Below are 16,376 nucleotides of genomic sequence, written 5' to 3'. Positions count from 1 at the left end.
TCAGGCGAGTCGACTGATCATCAGACACCGCCGCCGAAGCCACCGCCGGCTTCGCCGGTCCCGTAGGTGCCCCTGATCGCGGCGGGGTTGACTTCGACGGTGTCCTCGCCGAGGACCGCGCCCGTGCTCTTCTTGCTGCGCCGCAGCCTGCCCTCCAGCCAGCTCGCGAAGCTGGTGAGGAGGAAGTTGACGATGATGAAGATGATCGCCACGCCGACGAAGCTCTGGATGACGTCGGCGTAGTTGGCTGCGAACGTGCTGCGCGCGCTGAGCAGCTCCGCGTAGCCGATCATCACGCCGCCCAGCGCGGTGTCCTTCACGATGACCACCAGCTGGCTGACGATGGCCGGCAGCATGGCCGTCACCGCCTGCGGGAGCAGGATGCTGGTCATCGTCTGGCCCTTGCGCAGGCCGATCGCGTACGCCGCTTCCGTCTGCCCCTTGGGGAGCGCCAGGATGCCGGCCCGGACGATCTCGGCGAGGACCGAGGCGTTGTAGAGCACCAGGCCGGTGACGACTGCGTACAGGGGCCGGTCGTCCGTGGTGACGTTCGTGTAGCGGGAGTAGAACTCGTTCGCGAACAGCATCAGCAGCAGCACCGGGATCGAGCGGAAGAACTCGACCACCACTCCGGCCGGTACCCGCACCCACCGGTGGTCGGACATACGCGAGATGCCGAAGAACGCGCCCAACGGGAGGGCGATGATCATGGAGAGCGCCGCGGCCTTCAGGGTGTTGCCGAGGCCCGGCAGCAGATACGTCGTCCATGCCTCGGACGTGGTGAACGGCTGCCACAGGGCCCACTTCAGCTGGCCCTTGTCGTCCAGCGTCTGCCAGATCCACCACGCCAGAAGGGCGAGCAGGACGACGAAGACCACCGAGAGGAGGACATTGCGCCGCTTGGCCCGGGGGCCCGGGGCGTCGTAGAGGACCGAGGTCATCGCTTCACCGCCAGTCGCTTGCCCAGCCAGCCGAGGATGAGGCCGGTGGGAAGGGTCAGAACCACGAAGCCGAAGGCGAAGACCGCGCCGATGAGCAGCGTCTGAGCCTCGTTCTCGATCATCGTCTTCATCAGGGCGGCGGCCTCGGCCACGCCGATCGCGGCCGCCACAGTGGTGTTCTTGGTCAGTGCGATCAGCACGTTGGCCAGCGGACCGATGACCGAACGGAACGCCTGCGGCAGCACGATCAGCCGGAGGGTCTGGCTGAAGCTCAGCCCGATGGCGCGGGCCGCCTCGGCCTGCCCCAGCGGCACCGTGTTGATGCCGGAGCGCAGCGCCTCACAGACGAAGGCAGAGGTGTAGGCGATGAAACCGAGCACGGCCAGCCTGAAGCCCTGCACCTTGAAGTCGGAAGCGCCCAGCGTCACACCGAAGATGTCGGCGAGGCCGAGCGAGTTGAAGACGATGATGACCGTCAGGGGGATGTTTCGGACGATGTTGACGTAGGCGGTGCCGAACCCGCGCATCAGCGGGACCGGACTGACCCGCATCCCGGCCAGCAGGGTGCCCCAGATCAGGGAGCCGACGGCGGAGAGGGCGGTGAGTTTCACCGTCATCCAGAACGCCCCCAGGACGTCATAACCATGAAGAAAGTCGAACACGATCTCCCGCGCTTCCGGGTGTGTGGCGTACGAGGAGGGCGTGGCGCGCCGCCGCCGTGAGCGCGGCGGGCGGCGGCGCGGCCCTTGTGGAACCCTGCGGTGGCCGCGGTTTCCTGGATTACTTGACGATGACGCCGATCTTCGGGGCGGGCTCGTACTTGTACTGGGCCGGGCCGAAGTTCTTCTCGACGTCCTTCTTCCAGGTGCCGTCGCTGACCATGCTCTTCAGAGCGTCGTTGATCTTGTTGACGGTCGCGGTGTCACCCTTCTTCACACCGATGCCGTAGTTCTCGTTGCTGAGCTTGAGCCCGAGGAGCTTGAACTGGCCCTTGTACTGGGACTGCGCGGCGTAGCCCGCGAGGATCGAGTCGTCGGTGGTCAGTGCGTCCACGGCCCCGCTCTGGAGGCTGGCGACGCACTCCGAGTAGCCGCTGTTCTCCTTGAGGTTGACCTTGGGGGCGATCTTCACAATTTTCTGCGCCGAGGTGGAGCCGGTCACGGAACACAGCTTCTTGCCGTTGAGGTCCGTGCCCTTGCTGATCGGCGAGTCTTTCTTGACCAGCAGGTCCTGGTGGGCCAGGAAGTAAGGACCGGCGAAGTCGACCTTCTGCTTGCGCTCGTCGGTGATCGAGTACGAGGCCACGATGAACTTGACGTCGCCGCGCTGGAGCGCGTTCTCGCGGTCGGCGCTCTTGGTCTCGACGAACTGGATCTGGTCGGGCTTGTAGCCGAGCTTGCCCGCCACGTAGGTGGCCACGTCCACGTCGAAGCCGGAGAAGGTACCGTTCGGCTCCTTCAGACCGAGGCCGGGCTGGTCGTACTTGATGCCGATCTTGATCTTCTTGCCGCCACCGGACGAACCGCTGCTGTTGCTGTTGTTCGATCCACATGCCGTGGCCGCCACAGCGAGGGCGAGCACGGCGGCCGAAGCGGCGGTGACCTTGCGGAGCTTCATGGTGAACATCCTTTGGCTGGTGAAGAGAGGAGCGCCGGCGGAGAGAGGAGAGCCGGCGAGGGCCGGGCGGGGGCGAACCGTCAGTGGTGAAGGATCTTCGACAGGAAGTCCTTGGCGCGGTCGCTGCGCGGATTGCTGAAGAACTGGTCGGGCGCAGCTTCCTCGACGATCCGGCCGTCCGCCATGAAGACCACGCGGTTTGCAGCCGATCGTGCGAAGCCCATCTCATGGGTGACGACGATCATGGTCATGCCGTCGCGGGCGAGCTGCTGCATGACCTCGAGGACCTCGTTGATCATCTCCGGGTCGAGGGCCGACGTCGGCTCGTCGAAGAGCATGACCTTCGGGTCCATGGCCAGCGCCCGCGCGATGGCGACGCGCTGCTGCTGGCCGCCGGAGAGCTGCGCGGGGTACTTGTCCGCCTGGGTGGCCACGCCGACCCGGTCGAGCAGGGCCCGGGCCTTCTCCTCGGCCTTCTTCTTGTCGGCCTTGCGGACCTTGATCTGGCCCAGCATCACGTTCTCGAGCACGGTCTTGTGCGCGAAGAGGTTGAAGGACTGGAAGACCATCCCCACGTCGGCGCGCAGCCGGGCCAGCTCCTTGCCCTCCTGGGGCAGCGCCTTGCCGTCGATCGTGATCGAGCCCGAGTCGACTGTCTCCAGGCGGTTGATGGTGCGGCACAGGGTGGACTTACCGGACCCGGAGGGCCCGATGACCACGACGACCTCGCCGCGGGCGATCGTCAGGTCGATGTCCTGGAGTACGTGCAACGCGCCGAAGTGCTTGTTGACGCTCTTCAGGACGACCAGTTCGCCGGTCGCGGCCACATCTTCCTTGGCCACCGATACTTCGGTCATCGCTATCGGGCTCCGTCCTCCTCGGTTTCGCAGGACAGTAGTAACCCCGTTCCACCAGCGTCATTACATCTGAGGGGAATCTGAGCATCACGATCCGATAGCAATCGGACACATGTCGTAGCAGTTGCGCGGGGGCCGGTATCGGCCGGGTAACTAAAGCGGTCCGCAACCGGAACCCACTTGACGCCGTCCTCGTCCATCAGCGTGACTGCGTTGTGCACGCGCGCGTGCACACGTTTTTCCATCTCGCTCCATCCATCCTGATCGTACGGCCGATGAACCGAAGGAGGCCCGGATGAGACTGCTCCTCGTCGAGGACGACAACCATGTCGCCGCTGCTCTTTCTGCGGTTCTGGCGCGGCACGGTTTCGACGTCACGCACGCGCGTAGCGGCGAGGAAGCTCTCCAGGCACTCGTTCCGGAGGGCGACGGCTTCGGCGTCGTCCTGCTCGACCTGGGCCTGCCCGACCAGGACGGCTACGAGGTCTGCGGCAAGATCCGCAAGCGCACCAGCACCCCGGTGATCATGGTCACCGCGCGCTCCGACGTCCGCTCCCGCATCCACGGCCTCAACCTCGGCGCCGACGACTACGTGGTGAAGCCGTACGACACCGGGGAACTGCTCGCCCGTATCCACGCCGTCAGCCGGCGCAGCGTCCACGAGGACGCCGGGGCGGGAGGCGACCACCGGCTGCGCCTCGGGTCGATGCTCATCGAGCTGCCCACCCGACAGGTCAGCGTGGACGGTTCGGTTGTCCAACTGACCCGCAAGGAGTTCGATCTCCTCGCCCTCCTCGCGCAGCGCCCCGGGGTCGTCTTCCGCCGGGAGCAGATCATCAGCGAGGTGTGGCGCACCAGCTGGGAGGGGACCGGACGCACCCTGGAGGTGCACGTCGCGTCCCTGCGCGCCAAGCTGCGCATGCCGGCCCTGATCGAGACCGTACGCGGCGTCGGTTACCGGCTTGTCGCCCCGTCCTCGTAGCGTGCACGGGTGCGTACTCGTCTTCTTCCGCTGCTGATCGTCCTGATGGCGGCCGTGCTGCTCGCGCTCGGCATCCCGCTCGCCGTGAGCGTGGCTGCCGCCCAGCAGCAGAAGGTCGTCGTCGACCGGATCGACGACACGGCGCGCTTCGCGTCCCTCGCCCAGTTCGTCACCGACGCGTGCAGTTCCACGCGTACGTCCACGGACCCGCGCCTGGAGACACTGAGCAGCGAACTCGACAGCTATTACGGCGTCTACGGCATCCGGGCCGGGGTGTTCTGCCGTACCGGCGTCCCCATGGCCCAGGCGCCGCAGACCTTCGTCCTCCCCGACAGGGCCGAGGTGCGCGAGGCGTTCGCCGAGGCACTGCTCAGCCGCCGCAGCCACGACCCCAAGCAGGTGTGGCCCTGGCAGCGCAACCGTCTGGTCGTCGCCTCACCGGTCATCCGGGACGGCGATGTCGTGGCGGTCGTGGTCACCGACTCGCCCACCGGGGCGCTGCGTTCGCGGATCCTGAACGGCTGGCTGGTCATCGGCGTGGGAGAGATCGCCGCGATGCTGCTGGCCGTCGGTGCCGCGCTGAGGCTGACCGGCTGGGTGCTCAGGCCGGTACGGGTGCTGGACGCCACCACTCACGCGATCGCGAGCGGCCGTCTGAAGACCCGGGTCGCGGCTGCGGGCGGTCCTCCGGAACTCCGGCGCCTGGCCCACGCGTTCAACGAGATGGCGGACAACGTCGAGGACGTGCTGGAGCAGCAGCGCGCCTTCGTCGCCGACGCCTCGCACCAGCTGCGCAACCCCCTTGCGGCGCTGCTGCTGCGCATCGAACTGCTCGCTCTCGAACTGCCGGAGGACAACGAGGAGATCGCATCGGTCCGCACCGAGGGCAAACGCCTCGCGGAGGTCCTCGACGACCTGCTCGACCTGGCCCTGGCCGAGCACACCGAGGCCGACCTGCGGATCACCGACATCGGTGCGCTGACCGCCGAGCGCGTCGCGGCCTGGGCGCCGACCGCGGAGGCCAAGGGCGTACGGCTGGTGGGGAATTGCCCGCCGACCACCGCCTGGGCCGACCCGGTCACGCTCTCCAGCGCGCTGGACGCGGTGATCGACAATGCGGTCAAGTTCACGCCGAAGGACGAGTGCGTCGAGGTCACGGTCGCGGCCGACGGCGACACCTCGACCGTCGTGGTCACCGACAACGGTCCTGGCCTGACCGACGAGGAACTCGCCCGTGTCGGCGACCGCTTCTGGCGCAGCAGCCGCCACCAGAACATCAAGGGCTCCGGTCTCGGCCTGTCCATCTCGCGCACGCTGCTCGCCGCGGGTGGCGGCTCGATCTCGTACGGCCGTCACGAGCCGCACGGGCTCACCGTGACGGTGTCCGTGCCGAGGAACAGCCCTGCGGTCTGACGGCGGTCCTACGGCTTGACCGAGCGGTAGTAGCGGCGGGCGCCCTCGTGCAGGGCCAGGGGGTCGGTGTAGATCGCGGTGCGCAGGTCGACGAGCTGGGCGGAGTGGACCTTCGTGCCGATGCCGTCCCGGCTCCTGATCACGGTGCGGGTCATCCACTCGGTGAGCCGCGGGTCCATGTCCTTGCGTGTCATCAGCAGGTTGGACACGGCGAGCGTCGGCACGGCGACCCCGTTCTGGACGCTGGGGTAGGCCGACTCCGGCATGTTGGTGGCGCGGTAGTAGCGGGTGGCGCGGTCCTGGTCGTGCAGCTTGGCGACGAGGCCGGGTGTGATCGGCACGAACCGGAAGGCGAAGGTGCCGGCGAGCTTCTGCAGCCCCTCCGTGGGCAGCCCGCCCGACCAGAAGAACGCGTCGATCCTGCCCTGCTTCAGCTGGTCCGGGCCGGTGTCGATGCCGTCGGAGAACGGCGTGATGTCCCTGGCCGCGTCGATGCCGACCGCGTTGAGCACCCGGTCGGCGATCAGCCGCACACCCGAGCTGGGCGGTCCTATGGCCACCCGCTTGCCCCTGAGGTCCGCGACGGACGTGATGTGCGAGTCGCGCGGGACGACGAGCTGCACATAGTCGTCATACAGGCGGGCGACGCCGCGCAACTGGTCGGCGCCTGGGTTGTGGGCCGCGAGCTCGTAGGTCTCGACCGCGTCGGCCGCGGCAATGGTGAAGTCGGCCTTGCCGGTGGCCACCCGCCTGACGTTCTCCTGGGAGCCGTCGCTGGTCAGCAGCTTCACCCTCAGGTTCGGCATGTCCTTGTCGAGCGCGGTGCGCAGCAGCTTGCCGTACTGCTGGTACACCCCGGCCTGCGTTCCCGTGCTGATGGTGATCGTTCCGCTCGGAGGGGCCTCACCCAGGGGCAGCAGCCACCACAGCAGCAACCCGAGGGCGACGAAGCCGGCAGCCGCACCCTGCAGGGCCCGGCGTCTGCCGATCCGGGGGAACCTCTTGGACATGCCAGGGATCCTGCCAGCCGGAACACGGTGCTGACCAGGGCTGCTGACCGGGGCAGGGGTCACAACGGGATCACGACCGGGCGTTGTCAGTGGCGGTCGATACAGTCGCCGTATGAGCTCATCGCCCGCCGACCTGGTTCGCCGATTCCACCTCGCCGTCGGGCTCGACGCCCGCAGTACGCCCACCGAGGTCCCGCCCTCGCTGGCCGCCCACCGCGGTGAACTGCTCGCGGAGGAGGCCGCGGAGGTCGCCGAGGTCTCGGTCACGGGCCCGCTCGACAAGCTCGCCCACGAACTGGCCGACGTCGTCTACGTGGCCTACGGCACCGCCCTCGTCCACGGCATCGACCTGGACGCGGTGATCGCCGAGATCCACCGCTCCAACATGACCAAGCTGGGCCCCGACGGCCTGGTCACCCGCCGCGCCGACGGCAAGGTCCTCAAGGGCGACCACTACGAGGCCCCGGACGTGTCGGCGGTACTACGCCGACAGGGGTGGTCGCCGGACGGCATATGAGGCCTTGCGGCAGTACCGCCGAGACCCCGTTCCGCCTCCAGCGTCTGCTGGGCGAGCGGCGGTGCATCAGCCTCGGGGCGAGGCTGCCGAGGGGCCGCTCCGCCGGCCACCGGCTGGGGGTGCACGGCGGTGCATGAGCCATACGGCGGTCTGCCGACGAGGCTGTCAGTTTTCCCGAGGGGGCCGATGGGCGTGCGTTCCCGGCAATGCCCGTCGACGGGTCCGTCAGCTGCCCACCGGCCGATCGGTCCGCGTCGGGGGGCGAGTGGGCGGCGGCCGGTCGGCGAGGCTGTTGGTCGCCTCCGTGGGGTGTTCGGCGGGCGTGTGTTTCGCGGTGGTTGGTCGATGGGCCGTCAGTCGTCCACGGGCCGATCGGTCCGCGTCGGGGGCGAGTGGGCGGCGGCCGGTCGGCGAGGCTGTTGGTCGCCTCCGTGGGGTGTTCGGCGGGCGTGTGTTTCGCGGTGGTTGGTCGATGGGCCGTCAGTCGTCCACGGGCCGATCGGTCCGCGTCGGCGGGTGAGTAGGCGGTGGCCTGCCGGCGACGAGGTCAGTCGCCTCGATGGGTGTCTGGCGGGCGTGTGTTCTCGCGGCGGCCGTCTACGGGCCCGTCAGCCGTCCACCGGCCGATCCACCCCCGACGGCGGCTGAGTCCCTGCGACGGCCTGTCGGCGACGCCGTCAATCGCCCCCAGGAGCTTCCGACCTCCGCGCTTCCGCATCTCGACCCACGACGGCGATTGAGCCCTGCGCCAGCCCTGCACTCAGGACCGTCGTTCGCCCACCGACACGCCCTCCCTTGCCGGCTCCGGGGAATCCGTACGGGCATTGCGGCGCTCGTTCAGGCGCCGGGCCAGTGGTTCCGTGTAGCGGGCGGTGAGGGGGCCGAGGACGACCAGGATGAGGACGTACGCCGTGGCCAGTGGGCCCAGGGACGGCTCGATGCCGGCGCTCACCGCCAGACCGGCGATGACGATCGAGAACTCGCCGCGCGCCACCAACGCGCCGCCCGCGCGCCAGCGGCCCTTGACGGAGATTCCGGCCCGGCGGGCCGCCCAGTAGCCGGTGGCGATCTTCGTCGCCGCCGTGAGCAGGGCCAGTGCGAGGGCGGGCAGCAGGACGGGCGGGATGCTCGCCGGGTCGGTGTGCAGCCCGAAGAACACGAAGAACACCGCGGCGAACAGGTCGCGTAACGGGCTGAGCAGGGTGTGGGCGCCTTCCGCGACCTCCCCGGACAACGCGATACCCACCAGGAAGGCACCGACGGCCGCCGACACCTGGAGCTGCTGTGCGACGCCCGCGACCAGGATCGTCAGTCCCAGCACCACCAGCAGCAGCTTCTCCGGGTCGTCACTGGAGACGAACCGTGAGATGACGCGCCCGTAGCGCACGGCCACGAACAGGACCAGCCCCGCGGCCCCCAGCGCGACCGCCAGCGTCACGCTCCCGGCCAGCAGCCCGGCGCCGGCCACCAGCGCGGTCACGATGGGCAGGTACACCGCCATCGCCAGGTCCTCCAGCACGAGCACGCTGAGGATCACCGGCGTCTCCCGGTTGCCCACCCGGCCCAGATCACCGAGCACCTTCGCGATCACCCCGGAAGACGAGATCCAGGTGACTCCGGCCAGCACCACGGCGGCCACCGGCCCCCAGCCGAGCAGCAGTGCCGCAACCGCGCCCGGCACGGCGTTGAGCGCACAGTCGACCAGGCCCGACGGGTAGTGCGCCTTCAGATTGGTGACCAGGTCACCGGCCGTGTACTCCAGGCCCAGCATCAACAGCAGCAGGATCACGCCGATCTCGGCGCCGATGGCGACGAACTCCTCGCTCGCCCCCAGCGGCAGCAGCCCGCCCTCGCCGAAGGCCAGGCCGGCCAGCAGGTACAGCGGAATGGGGGAGAGCTGAAAGCGGGCGGCGGCCCGGCCGAGCAGGCCCAGGCCGAGCAGAATGGAACCGAACTCGATCAACAACACCGCGGAGTGCACCGGTTCACTCCCGCCCGAGTATCGCCGCGGCGGCGTCGACACCCTCGCGTGTGCCGACGACGATCACGATGTCACCGCCAGCCAGCCGGAAGTCCGGCGCCGGCGACGGAATGGCCTCGGCCCGGCGCAGCACCGCCACCACCGACGCGCCCGTCTCGGTCCGCATCCGCGTGTCGCCCAGCACCCGCCCGTTCCAGCGCGAGGCCGCGGCCAACTCGATCCGCTCGGCCACCAGCCCCAGATCGGAGGCGTAGAGCAGGCTCGCGCTGTGATGGGAAGGCTTCAACGCGTCGATCAGCGCGCCCGCCTCGGAGCCGGACAGCCGCAGCGACTGGGCACAGGAGTCGGGGTCGTCGGCCCGGTACACATTCACCGTGCGCGCGCCGTCGCGGTGTGCCACCACCGACAGATGGCGTTGGTCGCGGGTCACCAGGTCGTACTGGACCCCGATGCCCGGCAGCGGCGTCGCCCTCAGTCGTGGCGCAGACACGTTTCTCCCTTTGTCCTGGCGGCATGGTCGTGGTCTGCCGGTGATCAACCCCGGCCGCTTCGCATGCTGCCATCCGCCCGTACGGTGGCGACATGGGTGACGTCACGGATATACGCGGCCGGGGGCGGACGGCGAGGCTGGCCGGAGCCACATCGGGAGCGTCCGCGGAACCAGGGAGGACCGTGTCACTGTTCTGGCGGATCTTCTCCCTCAACGCCATGGGCCTGGTCGCGGCCGCCGCCCTGCTACTGGGCCCGGTCACCGTGTCGACCCCCGTCCTGCCGGCCGAGGCGCTGGTCGTCGTCGTGGGCCTGAGCGCACTGCTGGCAGGCAACGCGATCGTGCTGCGTGCCGGGCTCGCTCCGCTGCGGCGGCTCGGCCGGGCCATGGCCACCGCGGACCTGCTGCGCCCCGGCGCCCGAGCGGTCGTCGCCGGTCCGGCGGAGGCGGCCGAGCTGATCACGACGTACAACACGATGCTCGACCGGCTGGAGAGCGAACGCGCGGCCGGAGCGGCCCGCGCCCTGTCCGCGCAGGAGCGCGAGCGGCAGCGCATCGCCCGTGAGCTCCACGACGAGGTGGGCCAGACCCTGACCGCCGTCCTCCTCCAGCTCAAGCGTGTCGCCGACCGCGCCCCCGAGGAACTGCGCGGGGAGGTGGGCCAGGCGCAGGAGGCGACCAGGGCGGGCCTGGACGAGATCCGCCGTATCGCCCGTCGGCTGCGCCCCGGCGTCCTGGAGGAACTCGGCCTGGTCAGCGCCCTGCGCTCACTCGCCGCCGAGTTCACCACCCACGGGCTGACGGTGCGCCACCACATCACCGGCGACCTGCCCCCGTTGACCCAGGAGTCGGAGCTGGTGATCTACCGCGTGGCCCAGGAAGGACTCACCAACACGGCCCGGCACGCCGGCGCCGACCGCGCCGAGGTCCGCCTCCGGCCGGTCGCGGACGGCGTCGAACTCCTCGTACGCGACAACGGCAAGGGCCTCGGTACGACCCCGGAGGGCGCCGGAATCCGTGGCATGCGCGAACGCGCGCTGCTCATAGCAGCCGACCTTTCGCTCGGACCCGGCCCCGAGGACGGCACCGATGTGCGCCTGCGGGTCCCCGTCACCGCCGGAGGCCGCTGATGGCATCCCCCGCGCGCGTGCTGCTCGCCGACGACCATGCGCTCGTACGCCAGGGCGTGCGGCTCATCCTGGACGGCGAGCCCGATCTGAACGTCGTCGCCGAGGCCGGGGACGGGGCGGAGGCCGTCGAACTGGCACGCGCGCGTGCCGTCGATCTGGCCGTCCTGGACATCGCCATGCCCCGTATGACGGGCCTCCAGGCGGCCCGTGAACTCTCCCGCCGCCTGCCCGGCCTGCGCATCCTCATGCTCACGATGTACGACAACGAGGAGTACTTCTTCGAGGCCCTCAAGGCCGGAGCCGGCGGCTACGTCCTCAAGTCCGCCGCCGACCGCGACCTGGTCGGGGCCTGCCGGGCGGCGGTGCGCGACGAGCCGTTCGTGTACCCGGGCGCGGAGCGGGCCCTTGTGCGCTCCTACCTGGACCGCCTGCGCCGGGGCGACGACCTGCCCGCGCGGCCGGTCACCGAGCGAGAGGAGGAGATACTCAAACTGGTCGCCGAGGGCCACACCTCGAAGGAGATCGGCGAACTGCTCTTCATCAGCGCGAAGACGGTCGAGCGCCACCGCGCGAACCTGCTGCACAAGCTGGGCATGCGCGACCGCCTGGAACTCACCCGCTACGCGATCCGCGCGGGCCTCATCGAGCCCTGAGCCCCCGGTTGTCCACAGGGCGGCGGGAGGCACTTCCGGCACCGCCTACCCTTGTCACATGAGCAGCATCGACCGGAGCCAGGCAGTGGGCGTGAAGACCTATGAAGTGCGCACCTACGGGTGCCAGATGAACGTCCACGATTCCGAGCGATTGTCAGGGCTGCTCGAAGAGGCCGGGTATGTGCGTGCGCCCGAGGGGTCGGACGGGGACGCGGACGTCGTCGTCTTCAACACCTGCGCGGTGCGCGAGAACGCCGACAACCGGCTGTACGGCAACCTCGGCCGCCTCGCCCCGATGAAGACGAAGCGCCCCGGGATGCAGATCGCGGTCGGGGGCTGTCTCGCGCAGAAGGACCAGGACACCATCGTGAAGAAGGCGCCCTGGGTGGACGTCGTCTTCGGCACGCACAACATCGGCAAGCTGCCGGTCCTGCTGGAACGCGCGCGCGTGCAGGAAGAGGCCCAGGTCGAGATCGCCGAGTCCCTGGAGGCGTTCCCCTCCACCCTGCCGACGCGCCGTGAGAGCGCCTACGCGGCGTGGGTGTCGATCTCCGTCGGCTGCAACAACACCTGCACCTTCTGCATCGTCCCGGCCCTGCGCGGCAAGGAGAAGGACCGCCGCACCGGCGACATCCTCGCCGAGATCGAGGCCCTGGTCGCCGAGGGCGTCTCCGAGATCACCCTGCTCGGCCAGAACGTCAACGCGTACGGCTCCGACATCGGCGACCGCGAGGCCTTCAGCAAGCTGCTGCGCGCCTGCGGAAGGATCGAGGGCCTGGAGCGCGTCCGGTTCACCTCCCCGCACCCGCGCGACTTCACCGACGACGTCATCGCGGCGATGGCCGAGACCCCCAACGTGATGCCGCAGCTGCACATGCCGCTGCAGTCCGGCTCGGACACGGTCCTGAAGGCGATGCGCCGCTCGTACCGGCAGGACCGCTACCTCGGGATCATCGAGAAGGTACGGGCCGCCATCCCGCACGCCGCGATCACCACCGACATCATCGTGGGCTTCCCCGGCGAGACGGAGGAGGACTTCGAGCAGACCCTGCACGTCGTGCGTGAGGCGCGGTTCGCGCAGGCCTTCACCTTCCAGTACTCCAAGCGTCCCGGCACCCCGGCCGCGACCATGGAGAACCAGATCCCCAAGGAGGTCGTCCAGGCGCGTTACGAGCGTCTCGTCGCCCTTCAGGAGGAGATCTCCTGGGAGGAGAACAAGAAGCAGGTCGGCCGCACCCTGGAGCTGATGGTCGCCGAGGGCGAGGGCCGCAAGGACGGCGCCACCCACCGCCTCTCCGGCCGCGCCCCGGACAACCGCCTGGTCCACTTCACCAAGCCCGAGCAGGACGTGCGACCCGGCGACGTGGTCACGGTCGAGATAACGTACGCCGCCCCGCACCACCTCCTCGCCGAGGGAACCGTCCTCGGCGTGCGCCGCACGCGCGCGGGCGACGCCTGGGAGAAGCGCAACGCGGCAGAGGCGGCGAAGCCTGCTGGCGTCCTGCTGGGCCTGCCGAAGATCGGTGTCCCGGAGCCGCTGCCGGTGGCGACGGGGAGCGGCTGCGGCTGCGACTGACCGCTCCGCCCGGCGCGGTGTCCGCCGCCGGGCGGCGGGGTTACCCTGCCGATCATGCTTGTCGTCGCCGCAGTCTGCCCCTGCCCGCCGCTGCTCGTACCCGAGGTCGCCGCGGGTGCCGCCGCCGAGATGGACGTCGCGCGTGCCGCGTGCACGGACGCGGTCGGTGTGCTCGCGGCCGCCCGTCCGGACCGGCTCGTCGTCGTCGGTCCCGCAGGGCAGAGCGGCCGAGGCACGTATCCCGAGGGCACGCGTGGCTCCTTCCGCGGCTTCGGCGTCGACGTGGACGTACGGCTCGGCAGGGCCGAGCATGCCGAGGCCGAAGTCCCGGCTCAGGCGGCCTCGGAGCGGTTGCTTCCGCCCTCGCTGGCGGTCGCCGCGTGGCTGCTGCAGCGCACCGGCTGGTCCCACGCCCCGATCGAGGGACTCGGCGTGGGGGAACCTCTGGCGGCCGAGCGGTGTATTCACGTCGGGAGGGAGATCGCCGCCGGGCCCGAGCGGGTGGCGCTGCTGGTCATGGGCGACGCCAGCGCCTGCCGCACGCTCAAGGCTCCCGGTTACCTCGACGAACGCGCGGCGCCGTTCGACGCGGAGCTCGCGCGTGCGCTGGGAGCGGCGGACGTGGCGGCCCTCAAGGCCCTGGACACCGAGCTGGCGTCCGAGCTGAAGGCATCGGGCCGGGCTCCCTGGCAGGTCCTCGCGGGCGCGGCCGAAGGGACGGACCTCGCGGGCGCGCTGCTGTACGAGGACGCGCCGTACGGCGTGGGCTACATGGTCGCCACCTGGTCATAGAGGCGCGGGGTGAACGGCGGACGGCCGGGAGCCCTCGGGCCCCGCGGCCGTCCGTCGGTGTGCCGTGCCGTTCAGGAAGCAGGCGGCGTGGAGTCCGGCGGTGCGGTCGTGCCACCGCCTGCCCCCGTGTCGTCCTTGTGCGCGAGTCGGTCCATGGCGCCCTTGGCCTTGCCCGTCCCGGAGTGGATCTTGTCGCTGTACTTGCCCTTGGTCTTCTCGTCGACGACCTTCGCGGCCTTGTCGAGACCGTGCGTGATCTTGTCCCCGTGCTGTTGCGCGAGGCCGGAGACCTTGTCCTTGGCCGGGTTGAGCTTGGCCTTCAGGTTGTTCAGGAGACCCATGGGTCCACCTTCCGTCGTTCCCCGGCTCGGCACGCCCCTGCGGCTCACCCGGGTCAGGGGCGGTTACGTGCGGGCGTCCTCACCGGCGTCCCTGTCGGCCGCCTCCTCGCCGGACTGCTGCTTCGGGATCTCGACGGCCTCACCGGAGGCGGGCTCGACGGCCTCCGTCGCCTCCGGTTCGCCCTCGGTCAGCTCCTCGGCCTCGGCCGACCCTTTCGCCTCTGCCGCCTCCTCCGTCGCGGGCTCGGCCGTCGGTGTGTCGGCCTGAGCCTCGGCGGTTGACGCCTCCTCGGTAGCCTTCGACCTCCGCAGAAGTCGTGCGAAAACGCCCATATCCACTCCATACGTTACTCGTGCGGGCGAAATCCCGCGTCGTCCGGTGCGTCCGTTTGCGCCGCCCGGGTCGCCGCCCCCCGAAACCGGCGGCGAGAGCCTCGCAACGGGCAACGACCCGGCTCCCGTGCCGTCACGTAACTCGTTCGAGGAGTGCCCTCGGGGTTTGCGAGACTGGTGCGGTGAGCAGCGCACCCCCCGCCCCCCGAGTCATCGCCGTCGTCGGACCGACCGCGGCCGGAAAGTCCGATCTGGGCGTTTTCCTCGCCCGGCAGCTCGGAGGCGAGGTCGTCAACGCCGACTCCATGCAGCTCTACCGCGGGATGGACATCGGCACCGCCAAACTGACGCCCGAGGAGCGGGGCGGCATTCCGCACCACCTCCTCGACATCTGGGACGTGACCGTCACGGCGTCGGTCGCCGAGTACCAGAAGCTCGCCCGCACCAAGATCGACGGCCTGCTCGCGGAAGGCCGCTGGCCGATCCTGGTCGGCGGCTCCGGCCTGTATGTCCGGGGGGCCGTCGACAACCTGGAGTTCCCCGGCACCGACCCCCAGGTCAGGGCCCGGCTCGAGGAGGAACTCGCGCTGCGCGGCTCCGGCGCACTGCACGCCAGACTTGCCGCCGCGGATCCCGAGGCGGCGCATGCGATCCTGCCCAGCAACGGCCGCCGTATCGTCCGGGCCCTCGAAGTGATCGAGATCACCGGTCAGCCCTTCACCGCCAATCTGCCCGGCCATGACTCGGTCTACGACACCGTCCAGATCGGCGTCGACGTGGCCCGTCCCGAACTCGACGAGCGCATCGCACGCCGGGTCGACCGGATGTGGGAGGCCGGGCTCGTGGACGAGGTGCGTGCGCTGGAGGCGCAGGGCCTGCGCGAGGGCCGTACGGCTGCTCGTGCGCTCGGCTATCAGCAGGTGCTCGCGGCGCTGGCCGGGGCGTGCACCGAGGAGGAGGCGCGGGCCGAGACCGTGCGCGCCACCAAGCGCTTCGCGCGCCGGCAGGATTCCTGGTTCCGGCGCGACCCCCGTGTGCACTGGCTGAGCGGGGCTGCGGCGGATCTCACAGAACTTCCGCAGCGTGCACTGGCGTTGGTCGAACGACCGGTTACAGCCTGATCACGTCATGGCATCGGGACGCTCCGGCCGCCGTTCCGGCATCCGGCGCCGTGCCATCATCGAGCTTCGATCGACCAAGTGGAGTCCTAGTTGGGAGGGCGCGTGGCGATGGAGGCCGGCCCTCGCGACACTGCACAAGGCACCGAGCCGCTCACCGTCGAGAGCGGTGAATCGGAGCAGGACGAGAACCGTCTGAGCCCCGACGGGCCCGACGACACGCAGGGCGGAGTCACAGCTGACGGCCCCGAGCCGGAGGAGATGTTCGCCGGTGGCCCCGAGGTCGAGGTCGAGCTGCGCCCGCAGCGCCGCCTGCGCATCTGGCAGCTCGCCCCCATCGTCGCCCTCGCCGCGCTCGGCTCCCTGATGTTCGCCTTCCCGCTCGCCTTCGACTTCGGTGACAGCGGCGCCGTCATCGCCATGCTGGGACTGCTGATCTGCTCCTGCGCGGCCGGCTGGGGCATGATGGCCGCCCGCCGGGTGGGGTACACGGGCCCCGGGCTCCCACCGAGGGGCTCCGGGCGCCGCCCTGACTGGCGGGTCGTCCTGGCCTACGTAGTGGTAGTGGCCGCGGTGGTGGTGCTGGCGGTATGGCGCGTGGCAAGGCTGCGCTGAGGTCCTTCAG

At 70.0% G+C, this 16,376-nt stretch carries 18 protein-coding genes; 9 read left to right on the top strand and 9 right to left on the bottom strand.

The window, feature by feature from the left end; all coding sequences use genetic code 11:
• Positions 1 to 20: 20 nt before the first annotated feature.
• The 4 genes from ACWCRD_RS28125 to ACWCRD_RS28110 form a co-directional block, all read right to left on the bottom strand.
• On the bottom strand, positions 21 to 941 hold the full coding sequence (locus ACWCRD_RS28125) for an amino acid ABC transporter permease (protein WP_450968556.1): 921 nt from the start codon (positions 939 to 941) through the stop codon (positions 21 to 23).
• A complete protein-coding gene (locus tag ACWCRD_RS28120; protein ID WP_450968555.1) occupies positions 938 to 1,603 on the bottom strand; it encodes an amino acid ABC transporter permease in 666 nt (221 codons plus the stop codon). The genes ACWCRD_RS28125 and ACWCRD_RS28120 overlap by 4 nt, the downstream gene beginning before the upstream one ends.
• A gap of 118 nt (positions 1,604 to 1,721) precedes the next feature.
• On the bottom strand, positions 1,722 to 2,558 hold the full coding sequence (locus tag ACWCRD_RS28115) for a glutamate ABC transporter substrate-binding protein (protein ID WP_450968554.1): 837 nt from the start codon (positions 2,556 to 2,558) through the stop codon (positions 1,722 to 1,724).
• A gap of 80 nt (positions 2,559 to 2,638) precedes the next feature.
• The gene (locus tag ACWCRD_RS28110; RefSeq protein WP_030947272.1) at positions 2,639 to 3,415 is read right to left on the bottom strand and encodes an amino acid ABC transporter ATP-binding protein; all 777 of its coding nucleotides are present in this window, start codon (positions 3,413 to 3,415) and stop codon (positions 2,639 to 2,641) included.
• A gap of 295 nt (positions 3,416 to 3,710) precedes the next feature.
• Between ACWCRD_RS28110 and ACWCRD_RS28105 the strand changes: the two genes are divergently transcribed.
• Together ACWCRD_RS28105 and ACWCRD_RS28100 are read left to right on the top strand one after the other, a co-directional pair.
• Positions 3,711 to 4,397: a response regulator transcription factor gene (locus ACWCRD_RS28105; protein ID WP_450968553.1), complete on the top strand. Its 687-nt coding sequence runs from the start codon at positions 3,711 to 3,713 to the stop codon at positions 4,395 to 4,397.
• 9 nt (positions 4,398 to 4,406) lie between these two features.
• The gene (locus ACWCRD_RS28100) at positions 4,407 to 5,810 is read left to right on the top strand and encodes a sensor histidine kinase (protein WP_450968552.1); all 1,404 of its coding nucleotides are present in this window, start codon (positions 4,407 to 4,409) and stop codon (positions 5,808 to 5,810) included.
• Between the two features lie 8 nt (positions 5,811 to 5,818).
• On the opposite strand, the gene ACWCRD_RS28095 is transcribed toward ACWCRD_RS28100, so the two are convergent.
• Complete coding sequence (locus ACWCRD_RS28095) at positions 5,819 to 6,820, bottom strand: TAXI family TRAP transporter solute-binding subunit (RefSeq protein WP_450968551.1); 1,002 nt, start codon at positions 6,818 to 6,820, stop codon at positions 5,819 to 5,821.
• Positions 6,821 to 6,932: 112 nt separating this feature from the next.
• On the opposite strand from ACWCRD_RS28095, the gene ACWCRD_RS28090 reads away from it, so the two are divergent.
• A complete protein-coding gene (locus ACWCRD_RS28090) occupies positions 6,933 to 7,337 on the top strand; it encodes a pyrophosphohydrolase domain-containing protein (RefSeq protein ID WP_450968550.1) in 405 nt (134 codons plus the stop codon).
• Positions 7,338 to 8,097: 760 nt separating this feature from the next.
• Here ACWCRD_RS28090 and ACWCRD_RS28085 read toward each other — a convergent pair.
• Positions 8,098 to 9,318, bottom strand: coding sequence for a cation:proton antiporter (locus ACWCRD_RS28085; RefSeq protein ID WP_450968549.1), 1,221 nt, complete (start codon positions 9,316 to 9,318; stop codon positions 8,098 to 8,100).
• Between the two features lie 4 nt (positions 9,319 to 9,322).
• The gene (locus tag ACWCRD_RS28080) at positions 9,323 to 9,808 is read right to left on the bottom strand and encodes a cation:proton antiporter regulatory subunit (protein ID WP_344401700.1); all 486 of its coding nucleotides are present in this window, start codon (positions 9,806 to 9,808) and stop codon (positions 9,323 to 9,325) included.
• 182 nt (positions 9,809 to 9,990) lie between these two features.
• Here ACWCRD_RS28080 and ACWCRD_RS28075 point away from each other — a divergent pair, with 182 nt between their 5' ends.
• Genes ACWCRD_RS28075 through ACWCRD_RS28060 form a run of 4 tightly spaced genes read left to right on the top strand, consistent with a single transcriptional unit; the run spans position 9,991 to position 13,959 of the window.
• Positions 9,991 to 10,938 carry a sensor histidine kinase gene (locus ACWCRD_RS28075; RefSeq protein ID WP_450968548.1) on the top strand — a complete coding sequence of 316 codons (948 nt, stop codon included), beginning with the start codon at positions 9,991 to 9,993 and terminating at the stop codon, positions 10,936 to 10,938.
• The gene (locus ACWCRD_RS28070) at positions 10,938 to 11,591 is read left to right on the top strand and encodes a response regulator (RefSeq protein ID WP_450968547.1); all 654 of its coding nucleotides are present in this window, start codon (positions 10,938 to 10,940) and stop codon (positions 11,589 to 11,591) included. The genes ACWCRD_RS28075 and ACWCRD_RS28070 overlap by 1 nt, the downstream gene beginning before the upstream one ends.
• A 58-nt stretch (positions 11,592 to 11,649) precedes the next feature.
• Positions 11,650 to 13,167, top strand: coding sequence for a tRNA (N6-isopentenyl adenosine(37)-C2)-methylthiotransferase MiaB (gene miaB, locus ACWCRD_RS28065; protein WP_450968546.1), 1,518 nt, complete (start codon positions 11,650 to 11,652; stop codon positions 13,165 to 13,167).
• Between the two features lie 54 nt (positions 13,168 to 13,221).
• Positions 13,222 to 13,959 carry a class III extradiol dioxygenase subunit B-like domain-containing protein gene (locus tag ACWCRD_RS28060; RefSeq protein ID WP_450968545.1) on the top strand — a complete coding sequence of 246 codons (738 nt, stop codon included), beginning with the start codon at positions 13,222 to 13,224 and terminating at the stop codon, positions 13,957 to 13,959.
• 71 nt (positions 13,960 to 14,030) lie between these two features.
• On the opposite strand, the gene ACWCRD_RS28055 is transcribed toward ACWCRD_RS28060, so the two are convergent.
• Together ACWCRD_RS28055 and ACWCRD_RS28050 are read right to left on the bottom strand one after the other, a co-directional pair.
• Positions 14,031 to 14,300 carry an antitoxin gene (locus ACWCRD_RS28055; protein WP_450968544.1) on the bottom strand — a complete coding sequence of 90 codons (270 nt, stop codon included), beginning with the start codon at positions 14,298 to 14,300 and terminating at the stop codon, positions 14,031 to 14,033.
• Positions 14,301 to 14,363: 63 nt separating this feature from the next.
• Complete coding sequence (locus ACWCRD_RS28050) at positions 14,364 to 14,633, bottom strand: hypothetical protein (RefSeq protein WP_450968543.1); 270 nt, start codon at positions 14,631 to 14,633, stop codon at positions 14,364 to 14,366.
• A gap of 182 nt (positions 14,634 to 14,815) precedes the next feature.
• Here ACWCRD_RS28050 and miaA point away from each other — a divergent pair, with 182 nt between their 5' ends.
• Together miaA and ACWCRD_RS28040 are read left to right on the top strand one after the other, a co-directional pair.
• Positions 14,816 to 15,754 (top strand): tRNA (adenosine(37)-N6)-dimethylallyltransferase MiaA, encoded by a 939-nt coding sequence (miaA, locus tag ACWCRD_RS28045; protein ID WP_450968542.1) that lies wholly within the window; start codon positions 14,816 to 14,818, stop codon positions 15,752 to 15,754.
• A gap of 108 nt (positions 15,755 to 15,862) precedes the next feature.
• Positions 15,863 to 16,366 carry a hypothetical protein gene (locus ACWCRD_RS28040; protein ID WP_450968580.1) on the top strand — a complete coding sequence of 168 codons (504 nt, stop codon included), beginning with the start codon at positions 15,863 to 15,865 and terminating at the stop codon, positions 16,364 to 16,366.
• Positions 16,367 to 16,376: the final 10 nt, after the last annotated feature.

Source organism: Streptomyces sp. NPDC002092 (assembly GCF_053593775.1).
Note: the sequence above shows the minus strand (reverse complement) of the source record. Positions and strands in the feature narration are given on the sequence as shown.